Below are 16,883 nucleotides of genomic sequence, written 5' to 3' on the forward strand. Positions count from 1 at the left end.
AACGGTCTGGGAAATTCTGTCCGCCGTGGATGTCTCGAGCAGCCCCTGCCCAGGCGGCCTAGAATCACTCGTGCGGCGCGGACAACTTCACGTTTTCAACCAGCACGGTTCTGGTTGTTCCGCCGCGCCAAATCCTAAAAGTGAAAGTTCGCTTTTTGCAGGACCCCAGGGCTTCGGCCAGGTCCCGATTGTTGGCGATCTTTTGCCCGTTCACTTCGAGCAATACGTCGCCCGCCGAGATGCCGGCCTGCTCGGCCGGGGAGCCCTTGATGACCACAAAAACCAGCCTGCCGTAGTTCTTGCCTAGTCGAGCCTTGGTATCGGAGGGGACCGCGTCGACCAGCATGCCGATCTTGCTGGTTTTCAGCTTGGCTAAAAACACCGCCACGCAGTCCGCGCCGCCTGGCGCGCCGGGGCTCAGCTTGCCTCCGATCTTGGCGAACGATTGCCCGTCCAAGGCTTGGGCGAACACCTCGAATTGCTTGGCCTCCGTCCGGGCCAGAGGGGGCGACGGGTAGGCATCCAGCACACCCCTGAGCTTGGCGTCCCTGGTTTGAATCAGAACGATCGCCGCCCCGATTTCTTGCGCGGTCTGCTTGGCCTGGTCGAGATTGCCGCATTCAGCGGGGGCCAACGAATAGCCGACCAGCAAATATCCCTGTTGGGCCAGGCGGAAAAGATTAATTTTCAGGTCAGTGGTGGCGTAGACCTTGGGCGGGCCCTGATGCCTAAGGAAGGCGGGGTTTTGCGCCACATGCCGCGCGTTTTCCATGTAAGGCATTGATTGGTAGCGGGGGGAGAGCTGATTGGCGCAGGCGGGCAAGCAAACCAGTATCGCCAGAAGCGGGAGAAGCTGTTTGAAACGAATGTGACTCATCGCGCCTTTATCGGTAGTGACTGATTGCCCGGTGCGTAAGGCCGCACTGCAAGCCGCCATGGTCAATTTAGCATTTATGGCCGGCTGCCGGTTCGCAATTCAGCGAATAGGGGGGTAGCGGCCGGGCGGCGGAGTTATCTTCTCCGCCGCCGGAACGCGTTACTTGGTGGGAAGGGGGCTCGAGCGTGGGGCTTCGTTTGCAGCTTGGTGGGGCGTGTATACCGGCCCGGCCAAGTTCCATGCCCCATAGTTAGCGCCCCATGTTGGTGGGCGTTCGCCTCGCGGTTATTAGTTGGTCCGCTGCTCCTGGGCCGCGCCGGCGCTGAGTTGAACGTCGTTGTTCTTTTTGTTCAGCCAGCCGTGGTAGAGCACCAGCTCCGGGTGGGCGTCCAGGCTCTCGAAGTTGCGCACTGCCACGCCCCGGCCCGCGGCCACGCTGGCGTCGTACACCCGGAAGTCCCTGATGTCCTTGCCCTGTTCCGAAGGCCTTTGCACCTGCTTGAGCTTCCAGACCCAATCGGGGTCTTCCTTGTAGGTGACCACCAGCTCCCGGCCCACCGCGGCGTGGATTTCCCGGGGCTTTTCACTTTTTACTTCGGCTCCCGCGGACTGGGCGGCTTGCTGCTTGCCCGGGTCCTCGCGTTTGAATAGCTTGCCAAACATGGGGCACCTCCAAAAAAGGTTAGGAGCATCCGATCATAGGCAGCTGACAGCAATAAACGTGCTAACCGCTAACTTGCCGAAAACACATACCTGGTTGCCTGCAAAAACGGCTTGGCGGAAATTCAGTTTCCCCTTTGGGGCGCGTTTTGAGCCGCCAGCTGGGTAATTTGGGGGCTATACCTCGTAATTACAATTGGTTATCCCGATGAAATTCGGTTTCCCCTTTGGCGGCCACCGGCACGGCCAGGCTAGGAAGCGCCGCGGTCCGGGGAGGCTCGGGCAGCCCCCGGGTGAGCCAACCGTTTTTATGCGGGGTCAGCAGGGCCCACAGGCTGATCCAGGAAAGGGCCAACATGTAAAACAAGGTGTAGGGGAAGGCCCAGAGGAAGTTGCTGTCTCGGTGGCGCAGCACATAGACCAGCGCGGGTATGATGCCCCCCAGCAGGGAACCCAGAAGCAGGTTTACGCCCATAACCAGGGGGCTGAGCAAAACCACCCCCAAGGCGCCCAGCTTCAGCCACTCCCCGGCGGTCAGGTAGAACAGGCTGATGAGCAACTCCACCCGCGCGCCCAGGGCAGGGGTCTTGCGGAAACGCCGGAAGATGAAGCTGGTCATGGCCAGGGTTTCGCGCAGGTTGCTGCGGGCCCAGCGCAGAAGCATGCGGCACAGACCCTTGTAATGCAGGGGCACCTCGGTCAACACCACGGCTCTGCGTGCAAAGTTGACGTGATAGCCGTTTTTGAGAACCACGTTGGTCAGGGCCCGGTCTTCGCCGATGTTGGCCGGGCGGCCGCAAAAATGCTGGTTCAGCCAACTCTCCAGATCGGCCCGCACCGCTTTGTCGCGATAGGCGGCCAACGCCCCGGGAGTGGTGGTGACCGTGTTAATGCGGCTTTGGGCCGCGCGGATGAAGTCGAAGCTGAAAACGAAGCTCACCTGCAGCATGCGGGGGATGAGGCCCTGGTGGTGGTTGAGCACCCGTACGTTGCCGGCCACGGCCCCGCACAGGGGGTCGCGCGCCAGGGGGGTGGCCAGATGGCGCAGGGTGTCGGGCAACACCTCGGAATCGCTGTCCACCGTAACCAGCACCGAGCCCTTGGCCCGGGCGAATCCCTGGTAAAGGGCGTGGCGCTTGCCGCTGTTGGCGGCCATGCGCACCAGCTCCACCCGGTCGCCCAGTTCACGGCCGGCCTCGCACATCCAGTGCCAGGTGTCGTCCTTGCTGCCGTCGTCCACGGCCACCAGCTGCAACTTTTCCGCCGGGTAATCGCCGTTGGCCAGGGTGCGCAGTGTATGCAATACCTGCTCACCCTCGTTGTAGGCGGGCACCACCACGGTTACATAAGGAAGCTCCTGATCGGAACAATACTCCATGTCGCGATAGGTCAGGGCCAGGTAAGCGCGCCAGACCAGGGCAAAAATAACTATAAAGAAAGAGAGGCGGGCCAGGCTGAGCCAGGCCGAGTCTTCCAGCTCGTAACTCAGCATCTCAAGCTCGTCCCAAAAATCCTCGCCGAAAAACCAGGCCGCCAAGCCGAGGGCCGCCAGGGCGGTCAGGGGCAACATGGTCCAAATCAATAGCATGGGGCCTTTGGGCTTCTGCACACGATTACGGTAAAACATAGTAGGAATGGCCACTTGTCTGTCCTGTTTATGGTTGTATGCCCTCGCGTGCGAGGTTGGTGCCCTTCCGTGGGCTTCATCAGCAGCAAGCAATTCGGATGCCACTTGGTAACTACCTATAATATTTGATATATTATTTACCAGGCTCGGCCTGGGGGGAACCGCAGCTTCCTACCGGGCGATCAATGCCGCGTCGGCTGTTTTGTTGTGGGAAAATAGGTGGGGCGGAGTTAATATTCGGCCTGAAAACACCTTCTGCCAAAGAGGCGGGCCATGAAATCGATGTTGGTGGCCACCACCGATCCCTCGGTGAAAGCCAGCCTGCGCAGCGCTCTAAAACGCGGACAACGCTTGGAAGAAGCCGCCTCGGCCCAGGACTGTCTGGCGCTGGTGGCCCGCCGCCGTTTTGATCTGGCCTTTGTGGACATATCCTTTATCAATGAGCAGCTCACACCAGGGGCGGAGCCGGACTACGGCGCCGCTTTACGGCCTTTTCGCGCCTCCGGGGGGGGCACCCAGCTCATCGTGCTCACGCCTCCCGAAAGCATCCGCCAGACCGTTTCCGCCGTAAAGGCGGGGGCGGACAACTACCTCACCTATCCGGTGAATCCCCACGAGGTGGAGCTGGTCATCGCCGGGCTCAACGCCAGGCGCCAGATCGAGTCGGAGCTGGAATATCTGCGGGAGAGCTCTTGGCGGGGAGATGCCTCTGGCCTTTTGCGCACCCGCTCGCCGCTCATGCGCGAGGTATACGAAAAGCTGGAGATGGTGGCGCCTACCCGGGCCACGGTGCTGCTGACCGGAGAGACCGGCACCGGCAAAAGCTTTTTGGCCCGCCTGATCCACATGCACTCGTCGCGCTCCAAGGGCCCCTTTGTGGCGGTGCATTGCGGCTCCATACCAGACACCCTGGTGGAAAGCGAACTTTTCGGCCACGAAAAGGGGGCCTTCACCGGGGCCGAGCGCCGCAAGCTGGGCAAGTTCCAGATCGCCGACCAGGGGACCATCCTCCTGGACGAAGTGGGCACCATCTCCCCGGCGGCCCAGATAAAGCTGTTGCAGGTTTTGCAGGAAGGCAGCTTTTCCCGGGTGGGCGGCGAGCAGGACATCTCGGTGGACGTGCGGGTGGTGGCGGCCAGTAACGTGGATTTGGCCAAGAAAATCAGCGAGGGCGGCTTTCGCAACGACCTCTATTACCGCCTGAACGTATTCGCCATCGAGCTGCCCCCCCTGCGCTCCCGCCGCGAAGACCTGCCCCTGTTGGTGGCCAATCTCATGGATCGCCTGGAGCGCAAGTACGGCAAGGGGATCAGCGGGGTGGACGAGCAGGCCATGCAGGTGCTCACCGCCTACGACTGGCCGGGCAATATCCGTGAGCTGGAGAACCTCCTGGAGCGGGCCTACATCCTGGAGAGGGGCCGCCGTCTGGGTCTGGCCGGTTTGCCGGCCGATCTGGTGGCCTTGGAGCACCCCGGAGAAGCTGACGAGCCCAGCGAAGGCCAGAGCCTGGCCGAGGTGCGCCGCCGGGCCGTGGAAGAGGTGGAGCGGCGCTATTTGGAGCGTTTGCTGACCGCCAAAAAGGGCCGGGTGGATCAGGCGGCCGCCCAGGCCGGAGTCACCACCCGCCAATTGCGCAACCTTTTGGCCAAATACGCCCTGAGCTCGCGTGGTTTCAAATAGGCTCCTAGGCGGAAAACTCACTTCCCTGCCGCGGATTACTCGAAAAAAATAACATAAATACAGCTACATACAATGTGGCACGGCGTTTGCTATTCCCGCGGGAGAACCGGCACCTGAACGGGAAAGGACAAAAGGTGGACGCCAAGGCCGAAACCCAACGGATCACGGGACTGGTTATCCCGGTGGAATGGGACCCGCAAGGCAAGGCGAGGGCCGTGGCCATCGCCGCCTATGACGAGTCCACCTACCGGGTGGCGCAGGGCGGCGTGGGAGCGGAGCTTTTGGGCCGCCTAAAGCGCGAAGTGACGGTTTGGGGCCGGGTGGAGAGTCTGGCTGAGGGAAAAACCATTTTGATCGAGAGGTTTGAGATGAGCAAAAGCAGCAAAGGCAAGATTACGGGTATGGCCCTGGCGGCCGTAGTCGGCATGGCCCTGTGCGTGGCCCCGTTGGCCATGGCCGCCGATCAACCGGCCGCCGCCCAGCCGGCGGCCACCGCCCCGGCCGCCGCCGCTCCGGCGGAAGCCAAGGCGGCTCCGGCTCCCAAGGCGAAGAAAGCCAAGGCCAAGAAGGCGACCGCCAAGAAGGTGGCTGTGAAGCCCAACCCCAAGGTGCGCACCTTGCAGGACCTCCTGAACACCAAGGGTAACTACAACCTGAAGGTGGACGGCGTGATGGGCAAGCAGACCAAGGCCGCCCTGAAGGATTTCCAGAAGGCCAACGGCCTGAAGGTTACCGGCAAGGTGGACGCGGCCACCAAAAAGGCCCTGGGCCTGAAGTAATTGGGCTATCCGCCCGGGCCCAGGCCCGGGCGGAAAAGCTTTAACCACGGCAAGCGAGTCAGAAGATTTTTGGAAGGAACGACCAATGAGTCGAAGCGAAAATAGCGTTGCCGCCGCGGAGCCTCCCCATCAGGGTTGCGCATCCGCCCAAACTCTGACCCCAGCCGCGCCCCCGGCGCCGCTGACGGGCCTGGCCCTGGAGCCTCGTCCTTGCGCAACCCGCCCGGCGGCCTCCTTCCGCCGCCGCTTTTATCCCGGCGTCACCGCCGCCCAGTGGAACGACTGGCGCTGGCAGGTGCGCAACCGGGTAACCAACCTGACCGGACTGGCGCGCTTCCTGCGCCTGAGCCCGTCCGAGGAGAGGGCCTTCAGCGCCCATTCGGGCAAGTTGCCCATGGGGATTACCCCCTACTACCTAAGTTTGATGGACCCGGAAAATCCGGAGGACCCCCTGCGCCGCACCATGGTGCCCACCTGGTACGAGGCGGTGGTGAGCCCCGGTGAGAGCAACGACCCCTTGGGCGAAGAGCACGACATGGCCGCGCCCGGGCTGGTGCACCGCTATCCCGACCGGGTCCTGTTTTTGGCCACCGGCTTTTGCAGCGCCTATTGCCGCTACTGCACCCGCTCGCGCATGGTGGGCGGGAACGGCCACGGCATGGCCCGCAGCAAGAGCGACATGGAGCGGGCTATCGCCTACATCGAAGCCACGCCTTCGGTGCGCGACGTGCTGATCTCCGGCGGCGATCCACTGACCATGGCCGACGACCGGCTGGAATGGTTGCTGGATCGCCTGCGCCGCATACCCCACGTGGAAATGCTGCGCATCGGCACCAAGACCCCGGCGGTGCTGCCCCAGCGCATAACCAAGGACTTGGTGCGGCGGCTCAAAAAATATCATCCGCTGTTCATGAGTCTGCACTTCACCCACCCGGCGGAGCTGACTCCAGAGACGGCCAAGGCCTGCGCCCGGCTGGCCGACGCGGGCATCCCCCTGGGCAGCCAGACGGTGCTCTTGGCCGGGGTCAACGACTCGGTGCCGGTGATGCGCAAGCTGATGCAGGGCCTTTTGCAGATGCGGGTGCGCCCCTACTACCTGTACCAGTGCGACCCCATTGCCGGGTCGGGGCATTTCCGCACCCCGGTCAGCAGGGGCCTGGAGATGATCCAGGGCCTCAGGGGCCACACCACGGGCTACGCGGTGCCCACCTTCGTCATCGACGCCCCCGGCGGCGGCGGCAAGGTGGCCCTGTACCCCGAGGCGGTGATCGGCCGCCAAGGGGGGGATCTGCTGCTCAAAAACTATGCGGGTGAAACCTATTCCTACCCCGACCAAGGCGGGGAGTGGGGCCCGGCGGCCTGCTGAGCCCCTGGGAGACATGGTCATGTTGGTGGGTATGACCTATGACCTGCGCTCGGAATACCTGGCCCAAGGATTTTCCGAGGAAGAGGTGGCCGAGTTCGACAGCCCCCGCACCGTGGAGGGCATCGAAGACGCCCTGCGCAAGGCCGGGCACCAGGTGGAGCGCATCGGGTCCCTACCTTCCCTGGTGAGCCGCCTGGCCCAAGGGGAGCGCTGGGACCTGGTGTTCAACATCGCCGAGGGCCTGGGCCGCTATGGACGCGAGGCCCAGGTCCCGGCCCTGCTGGAGTACTACGGCGTTCCCTACACCTTTGCCGATCCCCTGACCCTGTGCCTTACCCTGCACAAGGGCATGGCCAAGCGGGTGGTGCGCGACCTGGGCCTGGCCACCCCCGACTTCGCGGTGGTGGCCGAGCCCCGCGAGGCCGCGGCGGTGCGCCTGCCTTATCCCCTGTTCGTCAAGCCGGTGGCCGAGGGCACCGGCCGGGGCATCGGCGCGGTTTCCAAGGTGAAGGGCCCCGAGGATTTGGCCCAGGCCTGCATCGAGCTGATAGAGCGCTACCGTCAGCCGGTGCTGGTGGAGACCTATCTGCCGGGCCGGGAGTTCACGGTGGGCATCGTGGGCACCGGGTCCAAGGCCCGGGTAATCGGGGTGATGGAGGTAACGCTGCGCGCCGGAGCCGACCAGGACGCCTACACCATGCGCAACAAGGAAGAGTGCGACGACCTGGTGCGCTACCGTCGGGTCAAGGGCTCGGTGGCCGGCCAGGCCGGCGAACTGGCCCTGGCCGCCTGGCGGGGCCTGGAGTGCCGCGACGCCGGCCGGGTGGACCTGCGCTGCGACGCCCATGGTCAACCCAACTTTTTGGAGGTGAACCCCCTGGCCGGGCTGCATCCGGAGCACTCGGACCTGCCCATCCTCTGCTCCCTTGTGGATTATCCCTACCAGAAACTCATCGAGCGCATTGTGGCCTCGGCCTGGGAGCGGGCCCGGAACGAGACTCGCCCCGCCTCCGGCCTGGCGGCGAGCGTGGGTTGAGGCAAAGATGAGAGTATCGGTACTACATGACGCGCCTCCGGTGGGGGCGCGGCCGGACCAGGACGACAACCTGGTGCAGGCCCGCGAGGTAGCCCTGGCCCTGGAGGCGGGCGGCCATCAAGCGGCGCTCTGCGCCTGGGAGGGCTCGCCCCGCCGGAGCCTGGAACGGCTGGCCGGCCAGGGCCCCGACGCGGTGTTCAATCTGGTGGAGGAGCCCCTGGGCCGGGCGGCGCGCATCCACACCGCCCCCGTGTGGCTGGCCCACCAGGGCCTGGCCTTCTGCGGGGCCGGGGGGAGGGCCATGCTGCTCACCTCCCACAAGCTCTTGGCCAAGCGGGCCCTGGATAAGGCCGGCCTGCCCACTCCGGCCTGGCGCACCACCCAGGGCGCGGGGCAGGGTGAGTGCCGCGAGCCCTGGCTCATCAAGGCGGTGTGGGAGCACGGCTCCCTGGGCATCGACGACGACTCCCTGGTGCCCGCCGACCGTCCCCTGCGCCTGACCCAGGCCCTGGCCGCCAAAGAGGCCCAGGTGGGCGGCCCCTGCTTTGCCGAGGCCTACATCGAGGGCCGCGAGTTCAACCTGGCCCTGTTGGCCGGGCCCGGCGGGGTGCGCCTGCTGCCCCCGGCGGAGATCGTTTTCGAGGGCTACGACGCGGGCCAGCTCAAGGTGGTGGGCTACCGGGCCAAGTGGGAGGCGAACTCCTTCGAGTATCATCACACCCCGCGCCGCTTCGAGTTCCCCCCCGAGGACCGGGCCCTGTTGGCCCGCCTGCAAGACCTGGCCCACGCCTGTTGGGGCCTGTTCGGCCTGCGCGGCTGGGCTCGGGTGGACTTTAGGGTGGACCGGCAGGGGCAGCCCTGGATTCTGGAAGTGAACGCCAACCCCTGCCTGGCGGCCGACGCCGGGTTCGCCGCCGCCGCCCTGCGGGCCGGTCTGGACCAAGCCGCCGTGGTGGCCGCCATCCTGGCCGATCGCCATCAACCCCCACAAGGACGGGTCTGAGACCCAGTATGTTCAGCCAATCCCGTCCCGCCTTTGTTTGGCGGGAAGAAGTATTGCCTTCCGACGTGGCCGTGATCCAGCAGATGACCGCGGCCAGCGGATTCTTCCGCCCCGAGGAGGTGGCCGTGGCCGCCGAGCTGGCCGACGAGCGCCTGGCCAAGGGCTCGTCCAGCGGCTATCTGTTTGTCTTCGCCCAGGAGGGTGATCAGGTGCTGGGCTATGCCTGCTACGGGCCCATCGCCGGCACCCTGCATTCCTGGGATCTGTACTGGATCGTGGTGCAGAACCACCTGCGCGGCCAGGGCCTGGGCCGCGAGCTGCTGGAGTTGGTGGAGCGCCGGGTATGGGCCGCCGGGGGCGAGCGCCTCTACGTGGAGACCTCTTCCCAGCCCCGCTACCGCCCCACCCGCCGCTTTTACCAAAGCGCGGGCTATGCCCCCCAAGCGGTGCTGCCGGATTTCTACGCCCCGGGGGACGACAAGGTGATCTACGTAAAGCGCACCACCCGCCCCGGCGCCGCGAACGATCCGGATTGATCCCGGCCCGTCCCCGGCGGGCCCTCGCCTTTGGGTGTCGATTGAATGACGATGCCGCCGGGCGCAAAGCAGTTCAAGCTATTCTCCTCGCATTTAGCTATACTTAAAGAAAAGGAGAATAATGAACGCTCTTTTGCTCTATCCCCAAAGTCCGGATACCTTCTGGAGCTTTAAACACGCCCTGAAATTCATCTCTAAAAAAGCTCTGCACCCCCCGCTCGGGCTGCTTACCGTGGCCTCCATGTTGCCGGGCACCTGGCAAAAAAAGCTGGTGGACGAAAATGTGGAGCCCCTGCTGGACAAGCACCTGCGATGGGCTGATTACGTTTTTATCAGCGCCATGGACATTCAACGCAAGTCGGTGGTCCGTTTACTGGCGCGCTGCCAAGCCGCGGGAGTCAAGGTGGTGGCCGGCGGACCGCTTTTCACCACTTCCCATCAAGAGTTCGACGGGGTGGACCATTTCGTGCTGGGCGAGGCCGAAATCACCCTGCCTCCCTTCCTGCGCGACCTGGAGGCCGGACAGGCCAAGGCCCTCTACACCACGGACCGCTTCCCCGAGCTGGCCGAGACCCCTGTGCCCATGTGGAGCTTGCTCAAGCTCAGGCGCTACGCTTCCATGAGCGTGCAATATTCCCGTGGCTGCCCTTATCACTGCGAGTTTTGCGATATCACCACGCTGTTCGGCCGCAAGGTGCGCACCAAGGACACCAGCCGGATTATCGCCGAGCTGGACAGCTTGCACGCCGCCGGTTGGCGGGGCAGCCTGTTCATCGTGGATGACAACTTCATCGGCAACAAGGTGAAGCTGAAAAAGCAGGTGCTGCCCGCCATGACCGAATGGATGGCCCGGCACCGCAACCCCTTTGTCTTCTCCACCGAGGCTTCCATCGACCTGAGCGACGACGAGGAGCTGATGACCATGATGGTGCGGGCGGGCTTCGACGGGGTGTTCGTGGGCATCGAAAGCCCCAACGAGGACAGCCTGGCCGAGTGCAGCAAGCTGCAGAACCGCAATCGCGACCTGGTGGCCTGTGTCAAGAAGATCCAGCGTTTCGGCATGGAAGTGCGGGGCGGCTTCATCGTCGGCTTTGACAACGACACCCCCTCGGTTTTTGAAAAGCAGATCGAGCTGATCCAGAAGAGCCGCATCATCACCGCCATGGTGGGCCTGCTCAACGCGCCCAAGGGCAGTCAGCTCTACCAGCGCATCGTGGCCGAAGGCCGCCTGCTCATGGAAGCCAGCGGCGACAACACCGATTTCTCCACCAACCTGGAACCCAAGATGGGCCTGGAAGCCTTGTCCCAGGGCTACCACCACGTGATCAGCGGCATCTACTCGCCCCGGCCCTATCACGCCCGGGTGCGCAACTATCTGCGGGAATACCGCCCCCAGGTCAAAAGCAAGCGGCACTTCCATATCCGCTACGTCAGCCTGCATCGCGGCTACGCCTGGGCCTTTTTCAAGAGCCTGGTTTTGCTGGGGGTCAAGGACGGGGCCCGGGTTCAGTACTGGAAGCTGTTTTTCTGGTCCCTGTTCCGCCGCCCCCGCCTGTTTCCCATGGCCATAACTTTCTCCATCTATGGCTTCCATTTCCGCAAGGTTTTCATGGCCCGTTAAAAGCCGCGGGCAAAATAACGGATCGCATGCCGTGCCGGGGCCCTCGGGCCCCGGCATTTTTAGGTTTTCCCTGTCCCGGTGGTTTTCGCATAACATAGGGGGCGAGCCAAGACCACCCATCCCACAAGGCGGGACATGGAAGAATTTCACTGGCAACGGATTCTGGAGTTCGTCCGCGCGGTGACTCCTTTTGACTCTCTGCCCCAGGAAGACCTGGAGCTGGCGGTCTCGGCCATGGAAGTGGCCTACTTCCCCCGCGACACGGTGATCATCGAGCAGGGCGGGCCTTCCTCCCGCTACCTGTATTTCATCCAGAGCGGCTCGGCCCGGGTGAGCCTGCCCGGCGCCGGGGAAAACGGCGGCGAGCTGTTGGTGGACGAGCGCGGCGAGGGTGACACCTTCGGCGGCCTGTCGCTGCTGCAGGGCGGCAAGGCCATGTTCCGGGTCACCGCCCGCGAGGACCTGATCTGCTACCTCCTGCCCGGCGGGGTGTTCAAGAGCCTGTGCGCGGACCATCCCGCCCTGGAGCGCCACTACGGGGCCTCCCTGGCCCGCAACCTCCAGGCGGTGCGCGAGCACGTCTCCTGCGAGTTGCCCGCCGTGGCCGGCCTGGAGGGCCTAAGTCTGAGCGCGGCCATGGTGCGCAGCCGGGTGCGCCAGCTGATGAGCCCCAAGCCGGTGACCTGCCTGCCGGCCATGCCGGTGAAGGCCGCCGCCCACATCATGACCCAGCGCCAGGTGGGCTCCATCGTGGTGGCCCAGGAGGGCGGCCACCCCCTGGGCATCCTCACCGATACCGACTTCCGGGTGCGGGTGATGCTCCGGGCCCGCAGCCTGGACGAGCCGGTGGCCGAGTTCATGTCCGCCCCGCCCCACACCATCAGCCCAGACGCCTACGCCTTCGAGGCCCTGCTCCATATGAGCCGCCACGGGGTGCACCACCTGGTGGTGGTGGAGGACGACCGGGTGGTGGGGGTGCTCAGCGACCGCGACTTGCAGGCCATCACCGGCGGCTCGCCGGTGGGGGTGGTGCGGGCCATCGACAAGGTGGCCTCGGTGGCGGAGTTGGTGCGCCTGCACCCCAGCATCGACCGGGTGGTGGAGCTGCTGCTCAGGATGGGCGGCTCGGCCGGGGAGATGCTGGCCCTAGTCACCGAGTTCAACGACCGGGTGACCGCCAAGCTCATCGCGCTCACCGAGGAGGACATGGAGCACACCGGGCAGGGGCGGCCGCCGGTGCCCTACGGCTGGATGGCCCTGGGCAGCGAGGGCCGCCGCGAGCAGACCCTGCGCACCGACCAGGACAACGCCCTGATCTTCGCCAACGTGCCCGAGGCCTCCTTGGAGCGGGTCAAGGGCTGGTTCCTGGGTTTTGCCGAGCGCATCGTGACCGGCCTGGAGCGTTGCGGCTTTCCCCGCTGCACCGGCGGGGTCATGGCCTCCAACCCGGACTGGTGCCTGAGCGAGGAGGGCTGGCACCAGACCTTCGTGCGTTGGATCAGCGACCCCCAGCCGATTACCCTGCGCTTGGCCAGCATCTTCTTCGACTTCCGCGAGATCTACGCCGAGGCCGACTATTTGGACACCCTGCGTTTGCGCCTCAAGCAGGCCATGGAGGACAACCGCCTGTTCCTGCGCTACATGGCCGCCAACGCCCTGTACAACCGCCCGCCTCTGGGCTTTTTGCGTCAGTTCGTGGTGGAGAAGGGCGGCGAGCACGCCAACAAGCTCAACCTCAAGCTCTCGGGCCTCACCCCCATCGTGGACGGGGCGCGGGTCATGGCCCTGGACCTGGGCATCGAGACCACCAACACCCTGGAGCGCCTGGCGGCCATCGAGGCCCAGGGCATCATTAAGCAAGAGCTGGCCGCCGATTTGGTGGAGGCCTTCAGCTTCATCACCCTGCTCAGGATCAGCCGACATCTGGAGGCCCGGGCTGAGGGCAAAACCCCGGACAACTTCGTGGACCCTGAGAGCCTGAACAACTTCCAGCGCAAGATGCTCAGGGAGGCTTTCAAGGTGGTGAGCGAAATGCAGAGCCTGCTGGAGCAAAGGTATCAGACCAGGCTGATCACGTAGGGGAGGATGGGACGGAGAGGGGGATGGTTGGTGAAGGAAAAAGAGAAGGGTTGTTAAGGGGGGAAGGGTTGCTTCATGCTCCGCCGCCTGATCCAGGCCATGCTATACTTCCAGCTAAGGAAAGGGTTAAGGACATGAGCGCCTCTAGCGCCCAAACAACCAGACAGGATTTGCTGCGCAGGATGCGGCCGGTGCTGGAGTCCCATCAGGTGGTGCGGGCCTCGGTGTTTGGTTCCCTGGCCAGGGGGGAGGAGTCCCCTGAGAGCGACGTGGACCTGCTGGTGGACTTTGGCCCCAACCGCAAGAGCCTTTTCGACCTGCAGGACCTCCAGGACGACTTGGAGCGGGTGCTGGCGCGCAAGGTGGACTTGGTGCTTTTCAACAGCATAAAGCCTAGGCTTAAGCCCAAAATCCTCGCCGAACAGATTCCGGTGCTATGACCAACCGGCCTGATCCTTTGGTCTATTTGGAGGATATCCTCCAAAGCCTTCGTATGATCCGAAGCTATATTGCCACAAGTTCCGAAAAAGCGTTCCTGGACGATCCGCAACTGCAAGACGCGGTAATCCGCAGGTTGCTGGTGATTGGCGAGGCGTCGGCCAGGATGCCCGAGGCCTATAAACTAGCGCATCCGGATATTCCCTGGCATAAGATGAGTGGCATGCGCAACCGGCTGGTACATGGCTATGCGGAAGTAGACATGTCTCTCGTCTGGGATACCGTTCAAAACGACCTCCCTCCCTTGGAAACCAGCCTGGGCGGCCTTTTGGGTGGTACCGACGTTACCTAAGTGACCTCGCGGCTCCTACCAGCTTACTCAGGGCGCCAAATGCGCTATCCTATAAGCCAACGATCAAAGCTCAAACCAAGGAGAAACCTCCATGGCCCCCGACTACGTGTCCCCCCGCGAGCCCCGTCCCTTCAGCGCCAACCTGCTGCTCATACTTCTGGCCATTCTTTTGCCTCCCCTGGCCGTGGCCCTTGTCGCCGGACTGGGCGGCCGCTTCTGGCTCAATATCCTGTTGACCCTGCTGGGCTTCATCCCCGGTTTGGTGCACGCCGTGTGGGTGGTGGCCAAGACCGCCTAGCCCGGCTGCGCCGGACGCGAGGGAGCGCCCCATGAGCCTGGTCAAGGCCAAGCTGGCCAACCTCCTGGCCCGGCGGCGCTTCGGGGGGCGGGGCCTGCATCCCCACGCCCTGGCCAACCTGGAGGCCCTGGAGGGCCTGGATCCCGCCCTGCCCATCGACGCCTGCCGCTTCGTGGTGCTGGATCTGGAGACCACCGGCCTGGACCCGGAAAAGGACCGGGTGGTCAGCGTGGGGGCGGTGCGCCTGGTGGAGGGCCGGGTGCGCCTGGGCGAGTCCTTTCGCGAGCTGGTCAATCCGGGCCGCGACATCCCGGCCGTGGCGGTAAAGGTGCACGGTATCACCCCGGACAAGATCGCCGGAGCCCGCCACGGCGCCCAGGTGTTCGAGGATTTCCTGGGCTTTTTGGGCCGCGACATCCTGGTGGCTCACTACGCCAATTTCGACCTGCACTTCATCAACCGGGTGATGCTGGGGCGCTACGGATTCTCCCTGCAAAACCTGGTGCTGGATACCGTGCTCATGTGCCAGGCGGTGGTGCTGGCCTCCGACCCCTACGGCATCAACCGCCACCAAAAGGCCTGCCGCCTGGAGGCCCTGGCCAAGCGCTTCGGCATCGCCGCGCCCGAGCGCCACACCGCCCTGGGCGACGCCCTGATCACGGCCATGATCTTCCAGCGCATGCTGGCCCGCTTGGAGGCGGTGGGCGGCACGCGGCTCAAGGACCTCATGCGGGTAGCCCAGGTCAAGTAGGGCTGGACGCGGAGCCCGGCGGTGGTATAGCCTTGCCCTAACCTTCAGGGATTAAGCGTTGCGCGATTCACACACCCTCATAGCGGCCTGGGTGGGCCGCCGGCTCAAGCAGCTCCGGGGCGAGCGGACCCAGCAGGAGTTCGCCGACCTGTTGGGCCTGAGCCAGGCCCAGTACAACCGCTACGAGACCGGCAAACGCCTGGCCCATGACAAGGTGTTGGAGCAGGTGGCCCAGGTGTGCGGCCTCAGCCCCGAGCAGGTTATCTGGGGCGACGAGCTGCCCGCCGAGGCGGGCTCGCGCCTGGAGGCGGCCCGGGAGTTCGCCGCGCTCCTCGATCTGCTGGACGACGCGGCCAAGGAAGACATCTTCGTCTTCCTCAAGCACAAGGCCGAGGAACTGGCCCGCCAGCGCCGGGCCGAGGCCCGCCAGGCTCTAAAAGCACTCGAAGGTTTCGCCAAAAAGGCCCTGGGTTAGCGCCAGGCTTCGCCAGCCGGCGGCATACCGCGTTGCTGGCATCGCTCCAGCCTCGCTGTAGGCCCATCTACAGCTCCGGCCGTCGCTCGCCGGTCGCCTTGTCTGCCACCGGCTGTCTGTGCCGGGTCTTGGCTTGAACCCTACGTAGATTTTGACCGATACTCTCGGGTCAGACCGGGAAGTCCACCTTTATTTTGTACATCTCCACCGCGGGCATGGAGCAGATGTCCGGCACTCCGGTGTCCTGGGCGATCTGGGCCAGGTTGGCCTCGATCTGATCCATGGACTCGGCGATGAAGGTGAACCACACGTTGTAGCGGTGGTCGCGGCGGTAGTTGTGGGTCACCCCGTGATAGGCGTTCACCGCGGCCACGAACCGCTCGAACTTGTCCTCGGGCACCTGGGCGGCGCACAGGGTGGAGGAAAAGCCCAGGGCGGTGGAGGTGAAGTTGCCCCCGATGCGCCGGATCACCCCGCTTTGCTTCAGGGCCTGGAGCCGCTCCAGCACCTCGTCCTCGCTGAGCCCCAGCTGTTCGCCCAGCTTGGCAAAGGGCCGCGCGTCGATGGGCAGGTTGGATTGCACCGCCCGCAGGATGGCCTTGTCCGTGGCGTCCAGCTTGCTCATGGGGCTCACTTGCCCAGGGGGATGGAGGCGGTGCCGACCCAGTGCAGCACAAAGGGCTGGGGGGCCACGAAGTATTTTTGGATCAGCTTGACCAACTCGGGGGTGAGGTCGCGGCCCGCGGCCACGATGTAGGAGAAGTTGGTCTGGCGTACCAGCTTGCCGCCCTGGCGGGAGGCTCCCTCGCTGGGTCCCCACTCGGTGTAGCCCCCGGCCAGATCGGCCAGCCCCTGGCGGAAGCCCTCCAGGGCCTGCAGGTTGCTCATGCCCCCCGCCGGGCTGGGCGGGGCCACCAGGAAGTGAATATGGGCCTGGCCCGCCTGGGCCGGAGCGCCCAGGGCCAGCAACAGGGCCAGGGCCAGCAGACAGGGAAAAAGTCTTTTGAGGCTCATGTGGGTAACCCCCGTGTTTTAAGGCTTGCACACCTTGCAGGGAACGTATCCCGCCTGGATGGCCTGTTCCCGGCTGGTGAAGCGCGCCGTGCAGTTCTTGCAATTATAATAGCGGCAGCCCGGCCGGTGAAACTTTTTGGAGCGCACGTTGCCGTGATAAACCGTGTCGGCCTGGGCGAGTCTGAGCGGCGCGCCCAAGGGCGCTGCGTTGTCCTGGGCCCAGGCGGCGGCGCAAAACAGCAGGGCCAGGCTCAGGCCCAAGGCCCAGACCTTGCCCCGCCGCCGCTTCAT

General features: G+C 64.6%; 19 protein-coding genes. 13 read left to right on the forward strand and 6 right to left on the reverse strand.

The genetic code is table 11. The features are described 5' to 3' along the window. Window positions 1-64 precede the first annotated feature (64 nt). From AACH32_RS07420 to AACH32_RS07430, 3 genes are all read right to left on the reverse strand, one after another. On the reverse strand, window positions 65-877 hold the full coding sequence (locus tag AACH32_RS07420) for a PDZ domain-containing protein (protein ID WP_338606147.1): 813 nt from the start codon (window positions 875-877) through the stop codon (window positions 65-67). Window positions 878-1,165: 288 nt separating this feature from the next. Beyond that, window positions 1,166-1,540, reverse strand: a complete 375-nt coding sequence (locus tag AACH32_RS07425; protein ID WP_338606148.1) for a hypothetical protein — start codon at window positions 1,538-1,540, stop codon at window positions 1,166-1,168. Between the two features lie 187 nt (window positions 1,541-1,727). After that, window positions 1,728-3,125 (reverse strand): glycosyltransferase family 2 protein, encoded by a 1,398-nt coding sequence (locus AACH32_RS07430; RefSeq protein ID WP_338606149.1) that lies wholly within the window; start codon window positions 3,123-3,125, stop codon window positions 1,728-1,730. 312 nt (window positions 3,126-3,437) lie between these two features. Here AACH32_RS07430 and AACH32_RS07435 point away from each other — a divergent pair, with 312 nt between their 5' ends. From AACH32_RS07435 to AACH32_RS07495, 13 genes are all read left to right on the forward strand, one after another. Then, window positions 3,438-4,844 (forward strand): sigma-54-dependent transcriptional regulator, encoded by a 1,407-nt coding sequence (locus tag AACH32_RS07435; protein WP_338606150.1) that lies wholly within the window; start codon window positions 3,438-3,440, stop codon window positions 4,842-4,844. A gap of 134 nt (window positions 4,845-4,978) precedes the next feature. Then, on the forward strand, window positions 4,979-5,623 hold the full coding sequence (locus AACH32_RS07440; RefSeq protein WP_338606151.1) for a peptidoglycan-binding domain-containing protein: 645 nt from the start codon (window positions 4,979-4,981) through the stop codon (window positions 5,621-5,623). Between the two features lie 85 nt (window positions 5,624-5,708). Continuing rightward, window positions 5,709-6,989 carry a KamA family radical SAM protein gene (locus AACH32_RS07445; protein ID WP_338606152.1) on the forward strand — a complete coding sequence of 427 codons (1,281 nt, stop codon included), beginning with the start codon at window positions 5,709-5,711 and terminating at the stop codon, window positions 6,987-6,989. Between the two features lie 19 nt (window positions 6,990-7,008). Then, window positions 7,009-8,025 (forward strand): D-alanine--D-alanine ligase family protein, encoded by a 1,017-nt coding sequence (locus tag AACH32_RS07450; RefSeq protein ID WP_338606153.1) that lies wholly within the window; start codon window positions 7,009-7,011, stop codon window positions 8,023-8,025. 7 nt (window positions 8,026-8,032) lie between these two features. Next, window positions 8,033-9,028: a D-alanine--D-alanine ligase family protein gene (locus tag AACH32_RS07455; RefSeq protein WP_338606154.1), complete on the forward strand. Its 996-nt coding sequence runs from the start codon at window positions 8,033-8,035 to the stop codon at window positions 9,026-9,028. Between the two features lie 53 nt (window positions 9,029-9,081). After that, window positions 9,082-9,564, forward strand: a complete 483-nt coding sequence (locus AACH32_RS07460; RefSeq protein ID WP_338606155.1) for a GNAT family N-acetyltransferase — start codon at window positions 9,082-9,084, stop codon at window positions 9,562-9,564. Window positions 9,565-9,685: 121 nt separating this feature from the next. Next, window positions 9,686-11,185, forward strand: coding sequence for a B12-binding domain-containing radical SAM protein (locus AACH32_RS07465; protein WP_338606156.1), 1,500 nt, complete (start codon window positions 9,686-9,688; stop codon window positions 11,183-11,185). A gap of 135 nt (window positions 11,186-11,320) precedes the next feature. Beyond that, window positions 11,321-13,264 carry a putative nucleotidyltransferase substrate binding domain-containing protein gene (locus AACH32_RS07470; protein WP_338606157.1) on the forward strand — a complete coding sequence of 648 codons (1,944 nt, stop codon included), beginning with the start codon at window positions 11,321-11,323 and terminating at the stop codon, window positions 13,262-13,264. 134 nt (window positions 13,265-13,398) lie between these two features. Further along, window positions 13,399-13,704, forward strand: a complete 306-nt coding sequence (locus tag AACH32_RS07475; protein ID WP_338606158.1) for a nucleotidyltransferase family protein — start codon at window positions 13,399-13,401, stop codon at window positions 13,702-13,704. Beyond that, window positions 13,701-14,054 carry a HepT-like ribonuclease domain-containing protein gene (locus AACH32_RS07480; protein WP_338606159.1) on the forward strand — a complete coding sequence of 118 codons (354 nt, stop codon included), beginning with the start codon at window positions 13,701-13,703 and terminating at the stop codon, window positions 14,052-14,054. The genes AACH32_RS07475 and AACH32_RS07480 overlap by 4 nt, the downstream gene beginning before the upstream one ends. A 91-nt stretch (window positions 14,055-14,145) precedes the next feature. Further along, entirely contained in the window at window positions 14,146-14,352 is a 207-nt protein-coding gene (locus AACH32_RS07485) for a YqaE/Pmp3 family membrane protein (RefSeq protein WP_338606160.1), read from the forward strand. A gap of 31 nt (window positions 14,353-14,383) precedes the next feature. Next, window positions 14,384-15,103 (forward strand): 3'-5' exonuclease, encoded by a 720-nt coding sequence (locus AACH32_RS07490; RefSeq protein WP_338606161.1) that lies wholly within the window; start codon window positions 14,384-14,386, stop codon window positions 15,101-15,103. 58 nt (window positions 15,104-15,161) lie between these two features. After that, on the forward strand, window positions 15,162-15,578 hold the full coding sequence (locus AACH32_RS07495; RefSeq protein WP_338606162.1) for a helix-turn-helix transcriptional regulator: 417 nt from the start codon (window positions 15,162-15,164) through the stop codon (window positions 15,576-15,578). A gap of 169 nt (window positions 15,579-15,747) precedes the next feature. Here AACH32_RS07495 and ahbA read toward each other — a convergent pair whose 3' ends face one another. Genes ahbA through AACH32_RS07510 form a run of 3 tightly spaced genes read right to left on the reverse strand, consistent with a single transcriptional unit; the run spans window position 15,748 to window position 16,883 of the window. Beyond that, on the reverse strand, window positions 15,748-16,203 hold the full coding sequence (gene ahbA, locus AACH32_RS07500; protein ID WP_338606163.1) for a siroheme decarboxylase subunit alpha: 456 nt from the start codon (window positions 16,201-16,203) through the stop codon (window positions 15,748-15,750). A gap of 5 nt (window positions 16,204-16,208) precedes the next feature. Then, entirely contained in the window at window positions 16,209-16,592 is a 384-nt protein-coding gene (locus AACH32_RS07505; RefSeq protein ID WP_338606164.1) for a hypothetical protein, read from the reverse strand. An 18-nt stretch (window positions 16,593-16,610) separates the two neighbouring features. Then, entirely contained in the window at window positions 16,611-16,883 is a 273-nt protein-coding gene (locus tag AACH32_RS07510) for an Ada metal-binding domain-containing protein (RefSeq protein WP_338606165.1), read from the reverse strand.

Source organism: Desulfoferula mesophila (assembly GCF_037076455.1).
GTDB lineage: Bacteria > Desulfobacterota > Desulfarculia > Desulfarculales > Desulfarculaceae > Desulfoferula > Desulfoferula mesophila.

Excerpts from the sequence above, each read along its gene's own strand:
- AACH32_RS07490 (WP_338606161.1), top strand. The coding sequence starts at position 14,384 with ATGAGCCTGGTCAAGGCCAAGCTGGCCAACCTCCTGGCCCGGCGGCGC.
- AACH32_RS07510 (WP_338606165.1), bottom strand. The coding sequence starts at position 16,883 with ATGAAGCGGCGGCGGGGCAAGGTCTGGGCCTTGGGCCTGAGCCTGGCC.
- AACH32_RS07445 (WP_338606152.1), top strand. The coding sequence starts at position 5,709 with ATGAGTCGAAGCGAAAATAGCGTTGCCGCCGCGGAGCCTCCCCATCAG.
- AACH32_RS07430 (WP_338606149.1), bottom strand. The coding sequence starts at position 3,125 with ATGCTATTGATTTGGACCATGTTGCCCCTGACCGCCCTGGCGGCCCTC.
- AACH32_RS07465 (WP_338606156.1), top strand. The coding sequence starts at position 9,686 with ATGAACGCTCTTTTGCTCTATCCCCAAAGTCCGGATACCTTCTGGAGC.
- ahbA (WP_338606163.1), bottom strand. The coding sequence starts at position 16,203 with ATGAGCAAGCTGGACGCCACGGACAAGGCCATCCTGCGGGCGGTGCAA.
- AACH32_RS07505 (WP_338606164.1), bottom strand. The coding sequence starts at position 16,592 with ATGAGCCTCAAAAGACTTTTTCCCTGTCTGCTGGCCCTGGCCCTGTTG.
- AACH32_RS07435 (WP_338606150.1), top strand. The coding sequence starts at position 3,438 with ATGAAATCGATGTTGGTGGCCACCACCGATCCCTCGGTGAAAGCCAGC.
- AACH32_RS07480 (WP_338606159.1), top strand. The coding sequence starts at position 13,701 with ATGACCAACCGGCCTGATCCTTTGGTCTATTTGGAGGATATCCTCCAA.
- AACH32_RS07450 (WP_338606153.1), top strand. The coding sequence starts at position 7,009 with ATGTTGGTGGGTATGACCTATGACCTGCGCTCGGAATACCTGGCCCAA.
- AACH32_RS07470 (WP_338606157.1), top strand. The coding sequence starts at position 11,321 with ATGGAAGAATTTCACTGGCAACGGATTCTGGAGTTCGTCCGCGCGGTG.
- AACH32_RS07455 (WP_338606154.1), top strand. The coding sequence starts at position 8,033 with ATGAGAGTATCGGTACTACATGACGCGCCTCCGGTGGGGGCGCGGCCG.
- AACH32_RS07425 (WP_338606148.1), bottom strand. The coding sequence starts at position 1,540 with ATGTTTGGCAAGCTATTCAAACGCGAGGACCCGGGCAAGCAGCAAGCC.
- AACH32_RS07475 (WP_338606158.1), top strand. The coding sequence starts at position 13,399 with ATGAGCGCCTCTAGCGCCCAAACAACCAGACAGGATTTGCTGCGCAGG.
- AACH32_RS07485 (WP_338606160.1), top strand. The coding sequence starts at position 14,146 with ATGGCCCCCGACTACGTGTCCCCCCGCGAGCCCCGTCCCTTCAGCGCC.
- AACH32_RS07420 (WP_338606147.1), bottom strand. The coding sequence starts at position 877 with ATGAGTCACATTCGTTTCAAACAGCTTCTCCCGCTTCTGGCGATACTG.